The sequence below is a fragment of the Actinocorallia lasiicapitis genome (genome assembly GCF_054778695.1).
This window is the reverse complement of record NZ_BAAGZI010000023.1, coordinates 13913-33164: the sequence shown is the minus strand read 5'-3', so window position 1 is coordinate 33164 and position 19252 is coordinate 13913. Positions and strand designations below refer to the sequence as shown.

17 protein-coding genes are annotated in these 19252 nt (G+C 68.6%); 3 read left to right on the top strand and 14 right to left on the bottom strand.

What is annotated here, in order from left to right; translation table 11 throughout:
• Positions 1-434: 434 nt before the first annotated feature.
• The 10 genes from sigJ to ACYVE7_RS05100 all read right to left on the bottom strand — a co-directional run bounded on the left by sigJ (position 435) and on the right by ACYVE7_RS05100 (position 10144).
• The gene (gene sigJ / locus ACYVE7_RS05145) at positions 435-1385 is read right to left on the bottom strand and encodes an RNA polymerase sigma factor SigJ (RefSeq protein ID WP_460363366.1); all 951 of its coding nucleotides are present in this window, start codon (positions 1383-1385) and stop codon (positions 435-437) included.
• On the bottom strand, positions 1382-2314 hold the full coding sequence (locus ACYVE7_RS05140; protein WP_460363365.1) for an NAD-dependent epimerase/dehydratase family protein: 933 nt from the start codon (positions 2312-2314) through the stop codon (positions 1382-1384). The genes sigJ and ACYVE7_RS05140 overlap by 4 nt, the downstream gene beginning before the upstream one ends.
• Positions 2315-2388: 74 nt before the next feature.
• Positions 2389-3735, bottom strand: coding sequence for an acyltransferase family protein (locus ACYVE7_RS05135; RefSeq protein WP_460363369.1), 1347 nt, complete (start codon positions 3733-3735; stop codon positions 2389-2391).
• Complete coding sequence (locus ACYVE7_RS05130; protein WP_460363364.1) at positions 3708-4379, bottom strand: acyltransferase family protein; 672 nt, start codon at positions 4377-4379, stop codon at positions 3708-3710. The genes ACYVE7_RS05135 and ACYVE7_RS05130 overlap by 28 nt, the downstream gene beginning before the upstream one ends.
• Positions 4380-4410: 31 nt before the next feature.
• Positions 4411-5253: a glycosyltransferase family 2 protein gene (locus ACYVE7_RS05125; RefSeq protein ID WP_460363368.1), complete on the bottom strand. Its 843-nt coding sequence runs from the start codon at positions 5251-5253 to the stop codon at positions 4411-4413.
• Between the two features lie 35 nt (positions 5254-5288).
• A complete protein-coding gene (locus ACYVE7_RS05120) occupies positions 5289-6152 on the bottom strand; it encodes a CDP-alcohol phosphatidyltransferase family protein (RefSeq protein ID WP_460363363.1) in 864 nt (287 codons plus the stop codon).
• 1 nt (position 6153) lies between these two features.
• On the bottom strand, positions 6154-7209 hold the full coding sequence (locus ACYVE7_RS05115) for an iron-containing alcohol dehydrogenase family protein (protein ID WP_460363367.1): 1056 nt from the start codon (positions 7207-7209) through the stop codon (positions 6154-6156).
• Between the two features lie 5 nt (positions 7210-7214).
• Complete coding sequence (locus ACYVE7_RS05110; RefSeq protein ID WP_460363362.1) at positions 7215-7949, bottom strand: phosphocholine cytidylyltransferase family protein; 735 nt, start codon at positions 7947-7949, stop codon at positions 7215-7217.
• Positions 7950-8585, bottom strand: coding sequence for a DUF5941 domain-containing protein (locus ACYVE7_RS05105; protein WP_460363361.1), 636 nt, complete (start codon positions 8583-8585; stop codon positions 7950-7952).
• The gene (locus tag ACYVE7_RS05100; RefSeq protein WP_460363360.1) at positions 8582-10144 is read right to left on the bottom strand and encodes a CDP-alcohol phosphatidyltransferase family protein; all 1563 of its coding nucleotides are present in this window, start codon (positions 10142-10144) and stop codon (positions 8582-8584) included. Before ACYVE7_RS05100 ends, ACYVE7_RS05105 begins: the two co-directional genes overlap by 4 nt.
• A gap of 69 nt (positions 10145-10213) precedes the next feature.
• On the opposite strand from ACYVE7_RS05100, the gene ispD reads away from it, so the two are divergent.
• Positions 10214-10900, top strand: a complete 687-nt coding sequence (gene ispD / locus ACYVE7_RS05095; RefSeq protein ID WP_460363359.1) for a 2-C-methyl-D-erythritol 4-phosphate cytidylyltransferase — start codon at positions 10214-10216, stop codon at positions 10898-10900.
• On the opposite strand, the gene ACYVE7_RS05090 is transcribed toward ispD, so the two are convergent.
• Positions 10897-12447: an LCP family protein gene (locus ACYVE7_RS05090; protein ID WP_460363358.1), complete on the bottom strand. Its 1551-nt coding sequence runs from the start codon at positions 12445-12447 to the stop codon at positions 10897-10899. The genes ispD and ACYVE7_RS05090 overlap by 4 nt on opposite strands.
• Positions 12448-12535: 88 nt before the next feature.
• Between ACYVE7_RS05090 and ACYVE7_RS05085 the strand changes: the two genes are divergently transcribed.
• The gene (locus ACYVE7_RS05085; RefSeq protein ID WP_460363357.1) at positions 12536-13567 is read left to right on the top strand and encodes a glycosyltransferase family 2 protein; all 1032 of its coding nucleotides are present in this window, start codon (positions 12536-12538) and stop codon (positions 13565-13567) included.
• Here the strand turns inward: ACYVE7_RS05085 and ACYVE7_RS05080 are convergent, their stop codons facing one another.
• Positions 13568-14881, bottom strand: coding sequence for a UDP-glucose dehydrogenase family protein (locus ACYVE7_RS05080; RefSeq protein WP_460363356.1), 1314 nt, complete (start codon positions 14879-14881; stop codon positions 13568-13570). It lies immediately after the preceding gene.
• A gap of 42 nt (positions 14882-14923) precedes the next feature.
• Between ACYVE7_RS05080 and ACYVE7_RS05075 the strand changes: the two genes are divergently transcribed.
• The gene (locus ACYVE7_RS05075) at positions 14924-16093 is read left to right on the top strand and encodes an acyl-CoA dehydrogenase (RefSeq protein ID WP_460363355.1); all 1170 of its coding nucleotides are present in this window, start codon (positions 14924-14926) and stop codon (positions 16091-16093) included.
• Positions 16094-16218: 125 nt separating this feature from the next.
• Here the strand turns inward: ACYVE7_RS05075 and ACYVE7_RS05070 are convergent, their stop codons facing one another.
• The gene (locus ACYVE7_RS05070; protein WP_460363354.1) at positions 16219-18033 is read right to left on the bottom strand and encodes a WD40 repeat domain-containing serine/threonine protein kinase; all 1815 of its coding nucleotides are present in this window, start codon (positions 18031-18033) and stop codon (positions 16219-16221) included.
• A gap of 512 nt (positions 18034-18545) precedes the next feature.
• A complete protein-coding gene (locus tag ACYVE7_RS05065; RefSeq protein WP_460363353.1) occupies positions 18546-18965 on the bottom strand; it encodes an ATP-binding protein in 420 nt (139 codons plus the stop codon).
• Positions 18966-19252 lie beyond the last annotated feature (287 nt).

Below are 19252 nucleotides of genomic sequence, written 5' to 3'. Positions count from 1 at the left end.
GGATCAAACTCTCCAATAAGGCTTTGTTTGAAACTGGCAACCAGAACAATCTGGCAAAACCCTCTCTGGCGAGAGAAGGTCTCATCAATTGTCCGTATTGCCTCAAAGAAATCCTCAGACGAGGATTGATGACCAGACCGAAGTCCAGCCATTATTTTGGCACTGACTTTTAGCACGCTGTTGAGTTCTCAAGAAACGAGCCCGTGAAGTTCTGGCCCTTTCAGGCGTTTCCCTCGCGGTGTGTTTCTAATTTAGCAGATCCGCGGTGAGTGTCAAACTCACGATTTTCATCAACCGCATTTCCACTAGCCATTCCATAAAAGGCAATGCAGTAGCACACCTTCGATTTTCTGGCGGTTCGGCCCGCTCGGTCGGCCATCGCGATCCGAAGACCGCATCGATGTCCGCACCCGTCAGGGGCACAAGAGTCGAGCTTACGCTGTCCCCCGCTGTGGGTCAAACAGTAGCCGCCTCGGGCTCCGCGCCGCCGGTCTTTCACGGGAACGGGCGGCGTTTCGCCTCCTCGAAGAGGGCCCACGCGTCGGCGACGGGGCCGAGGTGGGAGAGCTTGGCCGGGTTGTTGATGTTCCAGATCGTCTGGATCCGCCCCGGTCGCGGAAGACCGCGCCGGGCCGGCCGTTGACGGTGTGCGGCTCCATGACGGCACCGACCCGGGCGAACATCCCGGTGACCCGGGTGAGGACCCGGGAGACGGCGGTGCTGCCGAGGAACCGTTCGGCGAACAGCGGCGCCTTGCCGCCCGCGTCTCCGACGAGCTCGACGTCGGCGGCGAGCATCGTGGTCAGGGCGTCAACGTCGCCGTCGCGGAACGCGGTGAGGAACCGTTCGGCGAGCCGGTCGCGGGCCGCGGGATCGGTCTCGAAGCGGGGCCTGCCTTCGTGCACGTGCTGTCTGGCCCGGACAGCGAGCTGACGGCAGGCGGCCTGCGACCGTCCGACGGTCTCGGCGACCTCCGTGAAGGAGAAGCCGAACACGTCGTGGAGCACGAACACCGCGCGTTCGAGCGGGCTCAGCCGCTCCAGCAGCAGGAGCGACGCCATGGACAGCGAGTCGGCGAGCTCCGCCGAACGCGCCGGATCCTCGTAGGGGTCGGTGAGCAGCGGCTCGGGAAACCACGGTCCGACGTACTCGCGCCGCATCCGCGCCGACCGCAGGACGTCGATGGAGATCCGGGTGACGACCGCCGACAGGAACGCCCGCACCGACACGGGCTCGGCAGGCGTGGTCTCGTACCGCAGCCAGCTCTCCTGGACGGCGTCCTCCGCCTCGCTGACGCTCCCCAGAATCCGGTACGCGATCGCGAACAGCAGCGACCGCAGCTCCTCGAACCGTTCGGTCCGCGTCGCCGGGGCGGGGCCCGTCACGACAGTTCCCGCTGGAAGCCCTGACGCCAGGACGGGTGGGCGGGGGTCCAGCCGAGTTCAGTCTTCGCTCTGGCGTTGGAGAAGGCCCGGCCCTCGGTCATCATCAGCACCGCGACCTGCCCGGCCAGGGGGCGGGCCAGCCAGACGGGGACCCGCAGGGGCGGTTTGGCTCCGGCGCAGGCGGCGAGGTGGGGAAGCCACTCGGCGACGGGGGCGGGATCGTCGTCGACGATGGCGAAGACGCCCTTGGCCTGCTGCTCGACGGCCAGGACGGTCGCGGAGGCGGCGTCGTCCAGGTGGATCCAGGAGGTGTGTCCCGTGCCGCCGCCGACGATGGGGAACTGCCGTTTGCGGACGGGTTCGACGAGGTCGTCGGTGGCGCCGGGGCCGTAGAACCAGCCGTAGCGGAGGGCGGCGCCGCCGGCTCGGACGACGGCCTCCTCGACGTGGCGCAGGGCCGCCATGCCCGGTGCGGCGGCGGTGCCCGTCATCGGGTCGAGGGGATCCTGTTCGGTTTTGACGAAACCGCCTTCGCGCAGGCCGTTCCAGCCGCCGTAGCTCTGGGCGATGACGTTGGTGACTCCGGTCGCCTCGGCGGCGGCCAGCAGGTGGTCGGTGCCCTCGGTGCGGAGCCGGTTGGTTCCGGCGAACCAGCGGTCCATGTGCTTCAGGTCGGCCTTGCCCGCGTGGCGGACGGAGATCGCGGTCATCTGGTGGACGATCGCGTCCGGCCGGGCGGCGGCGACGGCCTCCCCGACCGAGAGCGGGTCAAGGCCGTCCATGACGACGCCGTCCGCGCCGAGCTTGGCGAGCTCGTCGAGTTTGGCGGCGCTGGTCGTCGTCGCCGTCACCTGGTGGCCGCGCGCCACGAGCTGTGGGACCAGCCGTCGGCCGAGAACGCCCGTTCCGCCCGCTACGAAAACCCTCATGGCCCTCACCTTTCGCCTGATTTTGACTTCCCTTGCCGCACGAGACGAAACGGGGGCGCGGTCTGTGACACGGCTCAGCGAAGCCGCCGGGCCAGAAGCGGGGCGAGAAGGCGGGACATGCGGAGGGTGATGTGGTTGGCGTCGGAGTAGACGAGGACGTTGCCGATGATCGGCGGGCAGCGGCCCGCGGCTGTGCAGAACCAGGGGGTGGGGTCGATGAGGCGGGTGCCGGTGGACTTGGCGGCGGCGCGGAGCGCGCGGCGGACGTCGGGGTCGTGCTGGGCGGCCTGGCGGGTGGTGGTGCAGGCGGCGACGGAGCGCGGGTGCAGGGAGAGGCATTCGGGGATGTCGCCGACCGGCCAGGGCGTGTCCTGGATGATCACGGGGCGCGCGCCCGTCGCCCGGACCCGTCCGATGATCTGCTCGAACCCCGTCCGCCAGGCCTGCTCGCGCGGCCCCTGCCCGGGGACGAGCCCGGCGGCCGTGGAGGACGCCATGACCACGAGGTCGGGGTGTTCGGCGCGCATCACCTGGAACGCGCCTTCGCGCCACTGGTCGCACGCCTTGTACGGGCCGCCGTTGATGACGGTCTCCACGGCGGCGATCTTGCAGGAGGACTTGGTGAGCGTCACGAGCCGCCAGTGCCTGAGGCGGGCGATCTCCTCGAGCGCCGGATACCACTGGGCGGCGTGGGAGTCGCCGAACAGGACGACGCTCCGTTCGGAGTCCCGGTCGCCGAAGACGCAGGGCTGGACGGCCGTCGCCGCGTAGGTGCCGTGGCAGCCGAGCTGGTACAGCCGGGACTTCTCGCTCTTCACCCGGTCGAGGGCGGGTTCGAGATTGCTGGGCACTTCTTCGGGCGGGGCGTCGAGGAAGCGGCGGAGCGCGACCAGCGGGTCGGCCGTCGCGCCGATCGTCGGATCCTTGGCGGGGTCGCCCGAGGCGATCGCGGGCGGATGGCCGCCGAACGTGTAAGCGAACCCGGCGGTGGCCAGGGAGACGCCAAGACCGAACGCGAGGCCGCGGCGCGCGCCGCCCTTGAACCAGCCGTGGTGGCGGACCGGGTTCTCGACGAACCGGTAGGTGAGCGCGGCCAGGACCAGGCCCACGGCCGAGGCCGCGATCCCGACCGTCAGCGAGGCGGTGCCGAGGGCTGCCGGGACGATGACGACGAGCGGCCAGTGCCACAGGTACCAGCCGTAGGAGCGTTCGCCGATCCACTGGAGCGGCGCGCGTCCGAGCAGGAGGACGGCGCCGTGCCGTCCGGCCGTCGCTCCCCCGACGAGCACCGCGACCGTCGCCAGGACGGGCAGCAGCGCCGCCACCCCGGGGAACGCGGTCTCCTCGGAGTACAGGACCGCGGCCGCGACGATCCCGCCGAACCCGACCCAGCTCAGCACGGCGCCGATCCGGGACGGCAGCCGGTCGAACGGCGCGCAGGCGAGCAGCGCGCCCGCGCCGAGCTCCCAGAGCCGCGCGGGGTGCCGAAGTAGGCGAACGGCGCGTCGCCGTCGAGCAGGCTCTGGCTCCACCAGAGGGAACCGGCGCACAGCGCCGCGAGCGCGACGACGACCAGCCTGCGCCCCGCGAGCCGCCAGGTGAGGAGCAGCAGTACCGGCCAGAGCACATAGAACTGCTCCTCCACGGCCAGCGACCACAGATGCTGGAACGGCGACGGGACGTCGCTCTGCGCGAGGTAGTCGATGCCGCGGTAGGCGAGCCGCCAGTTGATCGCGTAGACGGCGCTGGCCGCCGCGTCGCCCGCGTACAGCGGGAACTTGATCGGCGGCAGCCACCGCCACGCCGCGAAGACTGTCACGACGGTCGTCAGCACGTAGACGGGCAGCAGCCGGGTGAAGCGCCGCGCGTAGAACCCGCGGATCGAGACCCTGCCGGTGGACGACAGCTCACGCAGCAGCAGCGAAGTGATCAGGAAACCCGAGATCACGAAGAAGACGTCGACACCGGCGTAGCCGCCGGAGAAAGCCCCGATCCCCGCGTGGTCGAGGACGACGAGGGTCACCGCTACCGCGCGCAGCCCTTGGAGATCTGAGCGAAAGCGCACGGGGCGCCAAGGTACGCGCCCCGGACGAACATCAGATGACGGGCGGACGTCCGGTCAGGGTCATCCGCCAGGCCGTGCGGTAACTGATCGGGCGGCGGGGGCCCGCCTTGGTGCGCCAGCCTTCGGCGAAGCCCTGGAACCAGGGTTTGAGGGCTGAGGGGCGGCGTTCGCGGACGACCGTCAGGGCGACCCAGGTGGTGATGTAGGCGAGGGCGATCGGCCAGGGCAGGTTCCGTTTGGCCAGCCAGACGCGGTTGCGCGCGTTGTAGCGGTAGAACATCGTGTGCCTGGTCGGCAGGACGGCCGGATGGCACATCACCGAGTCGGCGTCGTAGACGATGTGGAACCCGGCGTCGAGGACCTGCCAGGCCAGGTCGGTCTCCTCGTGGGCGTAGAAGAAGTTCTCCGGGAGGCCGCCGGCCCGGTCGAACGCGGTGCGGCGGACCGCGCACGCGCCACCCAGGAACGTGGTGACCGCGGAGCTGCGGGCCGGATCGCCCGCGCGCAGCCGCGGGACGTGCCGGCGCTGTCCTGGGCCGCCCTCGGGATCCTTCACCTGGAAGGAGACGATGCCGAGCCGCGGGTCGGCGGTGAACGCCTCCTCGAGGCGCTTGCCGAGCTCCAGCGACGGGTAGTAGCCGTCGTCGTCGAGGAACAGGACGATCTCGCCGGAGGAGAACTCGACGCCCTTGTTCCGGCCGCCGGGGATGCCCAGGTTCTCCGGCAGGATGTGGGTCTTCACCCGGGCGTCGTCCACCGGGGACTTCCAGTCGCCGCTCAGGCCGTTGCCGACGAGGACCACCTCGACGTCGACGTCCTTCTGGTTGAGCGCGCTCCGGATCGCCCGGTCGAGCTCGACCGGGCGGTTCCCCATCGTCAGCACCACGACAGACAGCAAGTTCCCACCGCTCACTTCAGACGCCGCGACGCGACGATGCTCACCAGATGCAGCACGGTCTGCAGCACCGCCACCGCCGCCACCGCCACCATCAGGCCCCGCGTCACGGTCCAGTCGTCGCCGCTCGAAACCAACTCGGACCCCGAGGACGGCATATCGAGGTAGTGCATCTCCACGGTCCTCGACGGCGTGAGGTCGAGAATCTTGTCGGCGACGGCCGCGACGACGATGAGGAGGGAGAGTTCGACGGCGCCGATGATGCGGTGGAACTTGAGCATCGAGGCGAGCTGGCGGGCCAGGGCCAGACCGGTGGAGGTGGGCCGCAGGGCGCGGTCGCCGCCTTCCGGGTCGGCGGGCAGCCCGGACTTGGCGCGCGCCACCACGACGTTGTCGGTCTCGGCCTTGATGAGGGCCGCGCCGAGCGCCGCGACGAGGCCGAGCTCGACCCAGCCGCCGCTCTCCCACGCGCCCTGGGCGCGGAAGCCGAGCCCGATGAGGATCGCGACCTCGGACATGTAGTGCCCGATGCGGTCCAGGAACACCCCGATGATCGAGGTCTTGCCGGTGACGCGGGCGACTTCGCCGTCCGAGCAGTCGAGGATCAGGTAGAGCTGGACGAGGAGCGCGCCGACGATCGCCGAGACCAGGCCGGTGCCGAGCGAGAACACCACGCCCGCACCGATCCCGGACAGGATCATCAGATACGTGAGCTGGTTCGGCGACATGCCGACGCGCAGTGCCACCCAGGTCAGATAAGGGGAGACGGACCGCCCGTAGAGGCGGCCCGCCCAGTGCTCCTCGTTGCGGCGTTCCTTCAGGCCGGGGGGCTGGCCCTCAGAACGGATCTCCGCGAGCGTGTAACTCCTGGCTGGCATGTCAGCTACCGAACTCCTGGATGTGCTTGCGGACGACCGGCAGCAGCGCTTCCTCGTCGAGGTTGAGGTACTCCAGCACCGTGTAGCGGCCGGGGCGGGTGGACGGGGCGAACGCGACGGCCCGCGCGAACTGCTCGGCGGTCAGCCCGACGTCGCCGGGGACCATGGGCAGCTTGTGGCGGGACAGCACGTCGGCGATGAGCCGGGCGCGTTCCGGGTTCTCGCCGAGGTACTCGGTCCGCAGGAAATGGCAGAACAGGGCGCCGACACCGGCGAGCTCGCCGTGGTTGCCGGAGCCCGGGTAGAGCTGGTCGATGGCGTGCAGGATCTCGTGGTCGCCGCCGGAGGCGGGCCGTGACGATCCGGCGAACGACATCGCCATCCCCGACAGGACCAGTCCTTCGGCGAGGACGGTCAGGAAGTCGTCCGACTCGATCGACTTCGGCTGGTAGAGCAGCGCCTCGGCGGCGGTGCGGGCGACCGTCAGGGCGAGCCTGTCGATGGGTTCGCCGTTCTGGGCGTGGGCGAGCTCCCAGTCGGCGACGGCCGAGATGTTGGAGACGACGTCCCCGACCCCGGACCGGATCAGCCGTTCGGGCGCGGCCCGCACATAGTCCAGGTCGACGATCATCGCCAGTGGCATGACGACGCCGAAGGAGCCCTTGCCCTTCTCGTGTTCGAGCGAGGCGGTCGGCGAGCAGATGCCGTCGTGCGACAGGTTGGTCGCGACCGACACCATCGGCACGCCCGCGAGGGTCGCGGCGTACTTGGTGGCGTCGATGGTCTTGCCGCCGCCGATCGCGACGACCGCCTCGTAGGAGCCGGAGCGCAGCTGGGTGCCGAGCTGGACGGCCGCGTCGACCGTCCCGCCCGGAACCTTGAAGACCTCGCAGTCGGCCAGGGTGGGCCGGATGTCCTCGGCGATGGTGTCGCCCTGGCCGGGGCCGACCGCGACCGCGACGCGGCCCTCGGTCGCGATCCGCCGGTCGGCGAGGAGCTCGCCGAGGGACGCGATCGCGCCGCGCCGCACGTCGATCGAGAGCGGCGCGGTCAGCATACGCGTCAGTAGTGGCACGCGATCTCCCGCGCCTTGGCCAGGTCGTCGTGGTTGTCGACTTCGACCCAGGTGACCTCGCCGATCGGCGCGGTGGCGATCTTGCCGCCGCGGTTCACGAAGACCTGGTAGCCGTCCTCGTAGTACTGGTCGGGGTTCTCCTCGAAGGTCGCCTTCAGCGCGTCGGCGAGGGCCTCGGCGGCGGCGGGCGCCAGGAGGGTGGCGCCGATGTACTCGCCGGCCGCGTCGGCCGGGTCCATCAGCTTGGTGATCTGCTGGAGGTGGCCTTCGCCGTCGAGGATGACCTTCATCTCCTCGTCGGCCAGCTTCTTGACGTCGTCGACGGCGAGCAGGATGTCGGCCTTGCCCTCGTTGGCGAGCAGGGTCTTCTCGACGGAGACCGGGTGGACGGTGTCGCCGTTCACCATGAGGACGCCCTTGCCGAAGTGCTCACGGGCCAGCCACATGGAGTAGGCGTTGTTCCACTCCTCGGCCTTGTCGTTGTACACCAGGGTGATCTTGACGCCGTACTTCTCCTCGAAGCCGGCCTTGCGGGCCTCGACGGCCTCCGCGCGGTAGCCGACCACGATCACGATGTCGGTCAGCCCGACGGCGGCGAGGTTGCGCAGCGAGATGTCCATGATGGTGGTCTCGCCGTCGACCGGCACCAGTGCCTTCGGCAGCGTGTCGGTGTACGGACGGAGACGACGCCCCGCTCCAGCGGCCAGAATCATGCCGATCATCTAACCGGCCTCCTCTTCCAAATCTGTGATGGCGCCGGAGGACCGTTCGGTCTCCAGCCAAGTGCGCACGGATTCCCAGCCGAACAGGACACCCAGGTAGAGGGCCATCACCGCGTAGACGGGGGTGGCGATGCCGAGGACCGCGGCGACGGCGGCGATCAGCATCCGGCCGTCCCAGCCGAGCCCGGCTTGGAACACCCAGTCGGGCGGCCACAGGCCCTGCCTGGTCCGGTAGACGGTGTCGTAGTGGTGGTACACGAGGACAGCGAGCAACGTGTAGACCAACCAATGGGGAACACCCTGGGAAAACCCGAGTACAGCGAGGTAACCATACTCGATCGCCCTGATGATGGGCGGAACCAGCCAGTCCAGGCGCCCGTTGTGGGGGCTGGTGGAGGTGGGGCCGGTGAGCAGCAGCAACGCCACCGGCGCGATCAGCGCCGGCATCCCGTCCTCGGTGACGCCGATGAACAGCGCGGCGATCGTCACGAACCCGGCGACGAGCACCGGCGGCAGCGGCGGGAGCTGGCCCTTGGCGAGGGTGCCGAGGGCGCGGGAGATCGCGCCGTCGTCGCGGTAGGCGCGCAGCTGCGCGGTCTTGCGCTCCTGCGCCGTGGTCTGGTCGTTGGTGGTCATGCGAGCGACCTCAGAATCCGTCCCGTGAGGGTGTACGCGCCCGCGAGGCCGCCCCAGACCAGCAGGGCCAGGAAGGTCACCTTCGCGTCGAAGAGCGCGGCGGTCAGTCCGATCAGGGCGAAGCGCTCACCGATCGGCAGAATGATGATCTTCTTGCCCCAGCGGGCGCCCGGGACGTTCTCCAGCGCCGCCGACACGCGGACGGCGACCATGCCGAGCCCGCCGCGCGCCGGGGCGGCGCCCTTGGGGGCGGGATCGAGCAGCGAGTCGTCGGGGGCGTCCAGCGGGACCGTCCTGATCGGGGCGGGCGGGACCGTTCCCTTGTGGACGGCGAAGGAAAAGTCGACCATGTGCCGGCAGGTCTGCAGGATGATGACGGCGCAGGCCAGACCCCACACGTCGCCCCAGTGGGTGGCGCCGTAGCCGACGGCCAGGCCCGCGTAGGCGAGGTACTCCTTGCCGCGGTCGAAGGTGGCGTCGAGCCACGCGCCGAGCGTGGAGTAGCTGCGGGTGTAGCGGGCGACCTGGCCGTCCACGCAGTCGAAGACGAACGCCAGGTACAGCGCGATCGCACCGGCGATCAGCCCGGTGCGGGTGCCCTCTGCGAACCAGAGGGCCGCGATGACCGCGATCGCCATCGAGATGCAGGTGACCATGTTCGGCGTCAGGCCGAGCTTGGCGCACCAGCGGGCGATGTACTTGGAGTACGAGCTGACGAAGTAGGTGGTGAAGAACCCGTCGTTGGCCTTGACGGCCGCGTCCAGCCGGACCTTGTCCTCGTTGACCGCGGCGACGGCGGCCTGTGCGGCCGTCGCCTCCCGCGGGGTGAGGACCCGTTCGCAGACCATGACGTCCACGTTGCGGGCCTCGACCCGGACGCCGGAGCGGACCAGGCCGACCAGGGCGAGGGCGACGGGGTCGTCGCCGCGCGGCGCGGTCCTGCCGAGGACGTCGTGTTCGGCGACGGTCTTGTCGAACTCGTCGCGGGCGTCGCTGTCGACGAACACGTCGAGGGAGGTGTCCTGGACGCCGAGCCGGCGGACCGGCGGCACCTCCGCCAGATCGAGCAGGGCGAGCGCTTCGCAGGCGGCGGCGAACGTGTCGCCGTCCGTCACCTTGAGGGCGCCCCTGAACACGGCGTTCGGGTCGGTGACCTGGTGGAACGGCGAGCCCGCCGACACCACGCGGCGTTTGTCGATCCGGACCGCGGGCCTGGTCGGGGTGGGCGGCTGCTTGGCGGTGAGCGCGGTCGTCGACTTGTCCCTGACGAGCCGCGTCAGCAGCTCCTCGCTGATCACGGTGTCGCCGTGGATCAGGTAGAACTCCTCGGTTCCGCGCGCCAGAGCGGCGATCTCGCGCAGGTCGGTGGCGAGGCTCGGGGACTCGATCACCTCGTGGCCGTTCTTCCGCAGCACCTGCGCGGAGTGCGGCCTGGCCACGATCCGCACGTCCGGTACGTTGAGTGCGCCGAGCTGCCCCAGCAGCCGGTCGAGCACCGTGCCCGCAGCCCCGAACGGCAGTTCCGCCGTCGGCTGGTCAGGCTCGGCGGCAACCACCACAAAAGTCACCTACGGCCTCCGGAATGTTCACGCACCGGACGAGCCTAATGGGTAGCCGGAGGGGAATCAGTGGAGTACCGAGGGAAAACGATCGCCGTGATCCTCGCCGGAGGTGTCGGCGCGCGGGTCGGCGCGGGGATGCCGAAGCAGCTCATCCCGGTCGCGGGCCGTCCGCTCCTCGCCTACCCGCTGGAGACCTTCGCGTCCGCAGGACTCGACGAAGTGATCGTCGTGATGGCCGAGGGGTACGAGCCGGCGGCCCGGGAGATCTTCGACGGAACCGTGATCACGGGCGGCGCGTCCCGGACCGAGTCGACGTTGAAGGCGCTCGCCCTGCTGTCCGGCGAACCCGACGAGACCAAGGTCCTGTTCCATGACGCGGCCCGCGCGTTCGTCGACCACGCCGTCATCGAACGGGTGGTGCGCGGGCTGGACGGCCACGCGTGCGTGTCGGTGGCGCTGCCCGTCACGGACACGATCATCGCGGTGGCGGACGGCCGGGTGGCCGACAGCCCGCCGCGCGAGTCGCTGTACCGGGTGCAGACCCCGCAGGGGTTCCGGCTCGGCACGCTGCGCCGCGCCTACGCCGCGGCGCTCGCCGATCCGGGGTTCGTGGCCACTGACGACTGCGGTGTCGTCCACCGCTATCTGCCGGAGGTGCCGGTGCTGGTCGTGGCCGGAGACGAGCGGCTGGTGAAGATCACCGCGCCGCTCGATCTCGTCCTCGCCGAGCACCTGGCCTCGCAGCCGGTCTAGCCCTTGCAGAGGTTGTCGTCGGCGGTCTTGGTCTCGATCTCGCCGACGGTCGGCTGACCGGCGATCGTGACGGGCTTGGGCTTCGCCCAGTTGGTGCCGACGATCAGCTCCATGGTGTTGCCGAGCGCCGCGACCTTCTTGAGCTTCGCGAACGGGATCGACGCGGCCAGGGTCTTCGCCGAGTCGGCGCGGCCAGGCCCGTACCGGATGATCGTGGACTTGGTGTCGGCGCGCCGCACCACCCCGATCACCCAGGGCGCTCGGAACCCGACCTTGATCAGCGCCGCGGACGCCGTCTTCGCGACGCCCTGCGTGCCCACCCCGTTCCGGACGTTGAAGGCGATCCGGTTCGGCGGGACGGTCGGCGCGTCGGCGGGCGGCGCCGCCGGCTTCGGCTCCTTCACCGGCTCGTCGTGGACGATCCGGCGGAACATCTTCCGCATCGCCGGTTCGTCGACCTCGACGACCGACTGGTTGCCGCCCGGCAGGTAGGCGAGGCCGTTCTGCTTGGAGATCGGCACCTTCGCGAACTCGACGTTGCCCAGCGACAGGTCACGGAACTGGGCGGTGAGCCCGTCGACGTTGTCCTTCAGCCCCTTGTCGACGGTCAGCGCGCCGAGGACCGCGTTCAGGACCTTGGTGCCGGTCACCGGGTTGGACTTGCTCTTGGCGATGGCCTCCTTCATCAGCGCCGACAGGAACTGCTGCTGGCGCTGCATCCGGCCGATGTCCTCGCCCAGGCCGTGCCGGGCGCGCGCGAACGCCAGCGCCTCCGCCCCCCCGACGTGGTGGGTGCCGGGTGCGAGGACCAGCCCGCTCGCCTTGTCGTTGATCGGCTGCTCGGTGCAGACGTCGACGCCGTCCACCGCGTCGACCACCTTGAGGAAGCCGTTGAAGTTGACCTCGATGTAGTGGTCGATCTTGACGCCGGTGAACTCCTGGATGGTGTCCTTCATGAGCTGCGGGCCGCCGAAGGAGTACGCCCAGGTGAGCTTGCCCCGGCCACGTCCCGGAATGGTGACGAGACTGTCGCGCGGCAGCGAGACGATGGTGACCTTGTCGTGTTTCTCCGAGATGTGGGCGAGCATCATCGTGTCGGAGCGGGCACCCTGCTCACGTCCGAGATGGAGCCGTTTGACGTCCTCGGCGCTCATCCCGTCACGGCGGTCCACCCCGGCGAGAAGGACGTTCATGGCGCCCTTCGGCCCGGAATCGCCGCTGCCGCCCATCTCGATGTCGGCCGTCTTGAGCTTGTCCTTCAGGATTTCCTGGAACGCCCACGCCGTGCCCGAACCGATGAGCACCAGCGACGAGGCGGCGGCCGTCAGCACCAGGGCCCGCTTCTTGCGGACCGCCTGCTGCGCTGTGACCGTCTGGCCGCGACGGTGCCGCGGCCGCTCCACCTGCACGTGTTTCGCGCCTTCGTCCTCGACCGCGACGGCCTCCCAGCCGATCCCGCTGTCTTCGGCGACCGGCCCCCCGGGGCCTTCCGCACCGGCCGGACGCGGCCTGAAGTACTGCTCGAACGGGTCGTCTTCCCCTGCCATCCGATAGCCCCCTCAGCGAGCCCCGTTAGGCGGAAACCGCCCGATCACGGCGTACGGACCTGGCTGGATACGTTACCGTGGCGCCGTCATGAATCAGTCTCTCCACGCCCACGGGTCGCCCCAGGATGAGCAGCGGTCCACCTGGCCCGCCGTCTCGGTGATCATGCCTGTCCTCAACGAGGAACGGCACCTGGCCGACGCCGTGAACAGCATCATGGGCCAGGACTACCCCGGCGAGCTGGAGCTGGTGCTCTCGCTCGGGCCGTCACGCGACCGGACCAACCAGATCGCGGCGACGCTCGCGGCGGAGAACCCGCGGATCGTGACCGTTCCCAACCCGACGGGACGCACCCCGCACGGGCTGAACATCGCGATCAAGGCGTCGCAGTACTCGATCATCGTCCGGGTGGACGGTCATTCGCTGCTGCCCGCCGACTACGTGCGGATCGCCGTGGACGCGATGGACGCCAACGCGGCCGACAACGTCGGCGGGATCATGGCGGCCGAAGGCGTCACGGCGTTCGAGAAGGCCGTCGCGCGGGCCATGACGTCCAGGTTCGGGGTCGGCAACGCGCGGTTCCATACCGGCGGACGGGCCGGCGAGGTCGAGACCGTCTACCTGGGGACCTTCCGGCGGAGCGCGCTGGAACGGGTCGGGTTCTACGACGAGACCTTCGTGCGCGCCCAGGACTGGGAGATGAACCACCGCATCCGGCAGACCGGCGGGCGGATCTGGTTCACGCCCGACATGCGCGTCACCTACCGGCCGCGTCCCAACCTGAAGGCGCTCGCCAAGCAGTTCTTCTTCACCGGACGGTGGCGGCGGGTCGTGGGGCGCGAGCACCAGGGCACGCTGAACCTGCGGTACCTCGCGCCGCCCCTGGCCGTCGCGGGGATCATCGTCGGGACCATCGCCGGGCTCGTCGGGTTCTGGCCGGGCTGGATCCTGCCGCTCGGCTACTTCCTGGCGATCCCCGTCGGCGGCACCCTGCTGACGATGGGCGGGCTGCCCCTCAAAGCACGGCTCTACCTGCCGTTCGTGTACGCGACCATGCACCTTTCGTGGGGGCTGGGGTTCCTGACCAGCCCGCCCGGGCTCGGACTCAACCGCGAAGGCTGATCACGGCCGGCCCAGGGCCTTGTAGGTCCAGCCGGCGGCGCGCCACGCGTCCAGGTTGAGGGCGTTGCGGCCGTCGACGATGTTGCGGCGGGCGACGATCTCGCCGAACGCGACGGGGTCGAGCTCGCAGAACTCCTGCCATTCGGTGAGCAGGAGGGTGACGTCGGCGCCGCGGGCCGCGTCGGTGGCCGAGGAGCCGAACGCCAGGTCGGGCTGGGCCCGGCGGGCGTTGGCGATGGCCTGAGGGTCGTAGATCCGGACGTCGCCGCCCTGCTGCTGGATGGCGGCGGCCACGTCCAGGGCCGGGGAGTCGCGGACGTCGTCGGAGTTGGGTTTGAAGGCCGCGCCCAGCACGCAGACGCGACGGCCGCGGAACGAGCCGTCCAGCAGGTCCCTGGCCAGATCGACCATCCGGATCCGGCGGCGGATGTTGATCGCGTCGACCTCGCGGAGGAACGACAGCGCCTGGTCGACGCCCAGCTCACCGGCGCGCGCCATGAACGCCCTGATGTCCTTCGGCAGGCAGCCGCCGCCGAACCCCAGCCCTGGCCGGAGGAACTTGGCGCCGATCCGGTCGTCGTGGGCGAGGGCCTGGGACAGCTTGGTGACGTCCGCGCCGGCCGCCTCACAGACCTCGGCCATCGCGTTGATGAAGGAGATCTTGGTGGCGAGGAAGGCGTTGGCGCTGACCTTGACCAGCTCGGCGGTCGCGTAGTCGGCCGTCAGGAACGGGATTCCCTCGCGGATCTGGTGGGCGTAGACCTCGCGCAGGGCCTTCTCGGCGGCCGCCGAGGTGACTCCGGCCACGATCCGGTCGGGGTGCAGGGTGTCCTGGACGGCGTAGCCCTCGCGCAGGAACTCGGGGTTCCAGGCCAGCTCGGTGCGGTGCTCGGTGAGCTGGGCGATCAGCGCGGCGATCCGGGCGGAGGTGCCCACGGGGACCGTCGACTTGCCGACGATCACTGTTTCGCGGGTCAGGAGCGGGACCAGGGTGGTGATCACGGCGTCGATGGCGGAGACGTCGGCGGCGTACTCCCCGACCTTCTGCGGGGTGCCCACACAGACGAAATGGACGTCGCCGAAGTCCGCGAGCTCCTGGTAGGAGGTGGTGAAGCGGAGCCGCCCGTTCTCCAGGTTGCGGCGGAGCAGCTCGGGCAGGCCCGGCTCGTAGAAGGGCAGGTCACCGGCGGCGAGCCGGGCGATCCTGACGGTGTCGACGTCGAGGGCGAGCACCTCGAAGCCGAGCTCGGCCATACAGGCCGCGTGGGTCGTGCCGAGGTACCCCGTCCCGATGACGGTGAGCCGGTGTGCCACCACGTCTCCTCTCCTAACTTACCGCCCGGTAGCATGTGTGCCATGAGCCCTGACTATCCCGCGTACGCCCCGAGCGAGGAGCACGACCTCCTCCGGCAGACGGTCCGCGAACTCGCCGAAGCCAAAATCGCTCCGGCAGCGCAGGACGTCGACGAAAACGCCCGCTTCCCCCAAGAAGCCCTCGACGCACTCGTCCAAAACGACCTCCACGCCGTCCACGTTCCCGAGTCCTACGGCGGCAACGGCGCGGACGCCCTGGCCACCGTCATCGTCATCGAAGAAGTCGCCCGCGTGTGTGCTTCTTCCTCGCTGATCCCGGCCGTGAACAAGCTCGGCAGCGTACCCGTGCTGCTCAGCGGCTCCGAAGAACTCAAAAAACGCTACCTCGCCCCCATGGCCCGCGGCGAAGCCATGTTCAGCTACGCCCTCTCCGAAGCCGAAGCCGGCTCCGACGCCGCAGGCATGAAAACGCGTGCGGTGCGTGACGGGGACCACTACGTGCTGAACGGCGCGAAAATGTGGATCACCAACGCGGGCGTGTCGGAGTACTACACGGTGATGGCCGTCACCGACCCGTCCAAGGGGGCGCGGGGGATCTCGGCTTTCGTGGTCGAGAAATCCGACCCGGGCGTGTCGTTCGGCCCGAAGGAGAAGAAACTCGGCATCAAGGGCTCCCCCACCCGCCAGGTCATCCTGGACAACGTGCGGATCCCCGCCGACCGGATCATCGGCGAGGAAGGCACGGGCTTCAAAACCGCGCTGGCCACCCTCGACCACACCCGCATCACGATCGCCGCCCAGGCCCTGGGCATCGCGCAGGGCGCTTTGGACTACGCGATCGGCTATGTGAAGGAACGCAAGCAGTTCGGCAAACCCATCGCCGACTTCCAAGGCGTCCAATTCATGATCGCCGACATGGCCATGAAGCTGGAAGGCGCACGCCAGCTCACCTACCACGCCGCCATCAAATCCGAACGAGCCTTCCACGGCGAGACGGTCCCCGACCTGACGTTCGTGTCCTCGGCCTGCAAATGCCTGGCCTCGGACGTGGCGATGGACGTCACCACCGACGCCGTCCAGCTCCTGGGCGGCTACGGCTACACCAGCGACTTCCCGGTAGAGCGCATGATGCGCGACGCCAAAATCACCCAAATCTACGAAGGCACCAACCAGATCCAGCGCGTCGTCATGGCCCGCCAGCTCCTCAAGTAACACCAGCTCCACGAACCGCCCCCTTGCGCCGACGGCCAAGGGGGCGTTCCTCTGCTCAGGATCCGATGCGCCGCCCAGGATGATCAAGCCAGATCTCCCTGCGATCGCCTTCGAACGTGGCCTTCTCAGAGGCTCCACAACCGCACGGTCTTGTCGTGGCTGGCAGTGGCCAGAGCAGTGCCGTCAGGACTGAACGCAACCGACCGCACCCAACCAGTGTGACCGAGAAGCTCGCCAAGAGGCTGCCGAGTCGCGACGTCCCACAACCACACCTTCTTATCCTCACCGCCCGTGGCCATGATCGCCCCATCCGGGCTGAACGCCACTGACAGGGCACTGCCAGTACGAAGTTCACCGACGGGCCGCTGCGTCACGACGTCCCACAGCCACACCGTCTTATCTCTGCCTCCGGTGGCCAAAATCGCGCCATCCGGACTGAACGCCACCGACCGCACCCGACCAGTGTGACCGGCAAGAGGCTCGCCAAGAGGCCGCCGAGTCGCGACATCCCACAATCGCACTGCCCTTCCACAGGCGATGGCCAGAGTGGTGCCATCCGGACTGAACGCCGCCGACCGCGCCCAATCAGTGTCACCGGCAAGAGGCTCGCCAAAAGGCCGCCGAGACGCAACATCCCAAAATCGCACCGGCCCATCGTCGCCACCCGTTACGAGAGTGGTCCCATCCGGACTGAACGCCACCGACCGCACCCGACCAGTGTGACCGGCAAGAGGCTCGCCAAAAGGCCGCCGAGACGCAACATCCCACAACCACACCGTCTCTGCACGGGCGATGGCCAGAGTCGCCCCATCAGGACTAAACACTACCGACCAAGCGGCACGAAAATCATGAGAATAGTATTTATGCAGATCTTCGAACCCAAACCGAACCAACGAGCCGCCCATGAGTACGAAAATATATCGCCAAGGAGAACCGAAAATAAAGTCCCCGTGCAGCCCGAAGCCGCGTTCACTATTAGTGAAATAATGAACGAGAACGAGGGAAATAATGACGACTCCTGCGAAAATAGACCACGAATCCCAGACCGCATTCTTATAAGAGAAGAAACGAACGGTATCCAGCTTGGCGGGGAGGTGGAGTTCGACTGATGAGTTCACGGGCGGGCGTCGTGGTTGCCGCCGCTCCTGCAGTTTCGTTGGAGAGCCCGGCGCGGGCGGTATTGTTAGGGTAGTTGCGGCGTGGGTGGCCGTGGGGCGGTCGCCGGGGTCGAAGGACATGAGGTCGTCTAGGACGGGTTTTAGCGGTCCGGCTTTGGTCGCGGGATCGGGTTTGCCATCGGCGATCTTCACGATCAGCTTTGGGATGGTTTCCGCTTCGAAGGGTGGGCGGCCTTCTACGGCGGAATAAAGAGTGGCTCCGAGCGACCACATGTCGGATTCCTTGGTGGCTTTTTCGCCACTGATCTGCTCGGGAGCCATATAGGCGAGGGTGCCGATGATGGCGCCGTGGGGGGTGAGGGTGGCCTCACCGGCGACGGCCGCGATACCGAAGTCAGTGACCACAACGCGGCCGTCTTCGATCAGGATGTTGGCGGGTTTGATGTCGCGGTGCACGATCTCGGCGTCATGCGCGACCTGGAGGGCTTCGGCGACCCTGGCGCCGATGCGGGCCACCTCGGCCGCCGACAACGCCCCGTCCGATTTGATGATCTGGTCCAGAGATCGGCCGTGAACGAGTTCCATCACGATCCACGGCAGGCCGTCCTCGTCGGAGAACCAGTCGTACACGGTGATGATCGAGGGATGTTTGAGTTGTCCGGCCGCCCTGGCCTCGCGCTTCATCCGCGTCACCGCATCCGCTCGAGCGGCGGCGGCCAGCCCGTGCGGCAACATAAGTTGTTTGAGGGCCACTTCACGGCCGATTCGTTCGTCTTCGGCACGCCATACCGCGCCCATTCCGCCCTGGCCGAGCACCTCCACGAGGCGATATCGACCTTCCAGAATCCTGCCCGCATTATGGTCCACGAACGGTAGACAACCACACCAGAACCGCCCGAAACGGCAACCAGAAGCCGATCGTGATCGTCCTGTGCCTCACCCCGGCCCGCGACCCCGGACTAACGTCACACCTTGTCAGAATCCGAGTAGGCAGCACGGTCTACGTTGATCGCTGATGCGAAAACGCCTCACGGGGACGACCATGGCGGCGGAAGCACTGCGCCGTTCTCCGGGCAGGACCGTCGATGCTCGGCGGATTGCGCCGGTCCGATCACGATGCCTTCCGCAGTTTCAACCGGCCGTCCGGTTCCCGCGATCCATCCCAGAACCACAGCGCATCGGCTCGCAACACCCACAGGGTGCCGGTTTCCTGCCCCCACCATGCCCACACCACCCCAGCCTGCCTCCGCCCCCAGCGCACCAGCGCCGCCCGCTGATCGGCACTCACCGGCTCGCCGGCCCCGGCCCACCCGCTCATGCCGCCGACCGTCCGCTCACGCCGTCTCGCAACCGCAGAGGAGGGCCCAGTGCACGGCCGTTCCGAAGCGCAGGTTCACCGGCTGCCACCATGCAGTCACGTCACCCACGATCGCCAGACCGCGTCCGGACACCAGTTCCGACGAGCCGACCGCACCATTCGCCAGCGCCGCCAGCTCTGCGAGCTCCTCCGCGTTTGCTTCCGGTACCTCGAGATCGGCACCCTGCCCCGTGTCGAGCTGCAGCATCATCCCGAGCACCATTCCGCCCCGGTGATTGATCTCCAGCGAGCACGTCCCCCCGCTGCCGTATCGGATGCAGTTCGTGAACAGCTCCGACACAACCAGTTCCGCATCGTCTGCGCCGCCGCAACCCGCCAGCCACGCGCGGGCCGACGAACGCACTGCCCGGCACAGCCCTTCCTCCGGGGCAGCCACCAAGCACCGCGTCCGCTCGCCTGGATCAATCCCTGCGTTGAGGACCAGCCCGCTCTCTGGGATCACTGATCCCGACCTAGGTAGAGCTACCTCGCGACGTCCCATCTCCGCACCTCCTGCTCAAAGAACAAGCCGGGATCGCCACATCGCACTGGCCGCGTAGGCCGATCCTGCTGTCGTGCTCAGCATGCTCCAGCTAACCATGTAAATGCAAGGTATGCATCTAACCTGTATGCACTTGCTTCATACGCTTGTGATCGCTCTGCATCCCAGGCAGACTTCCGATC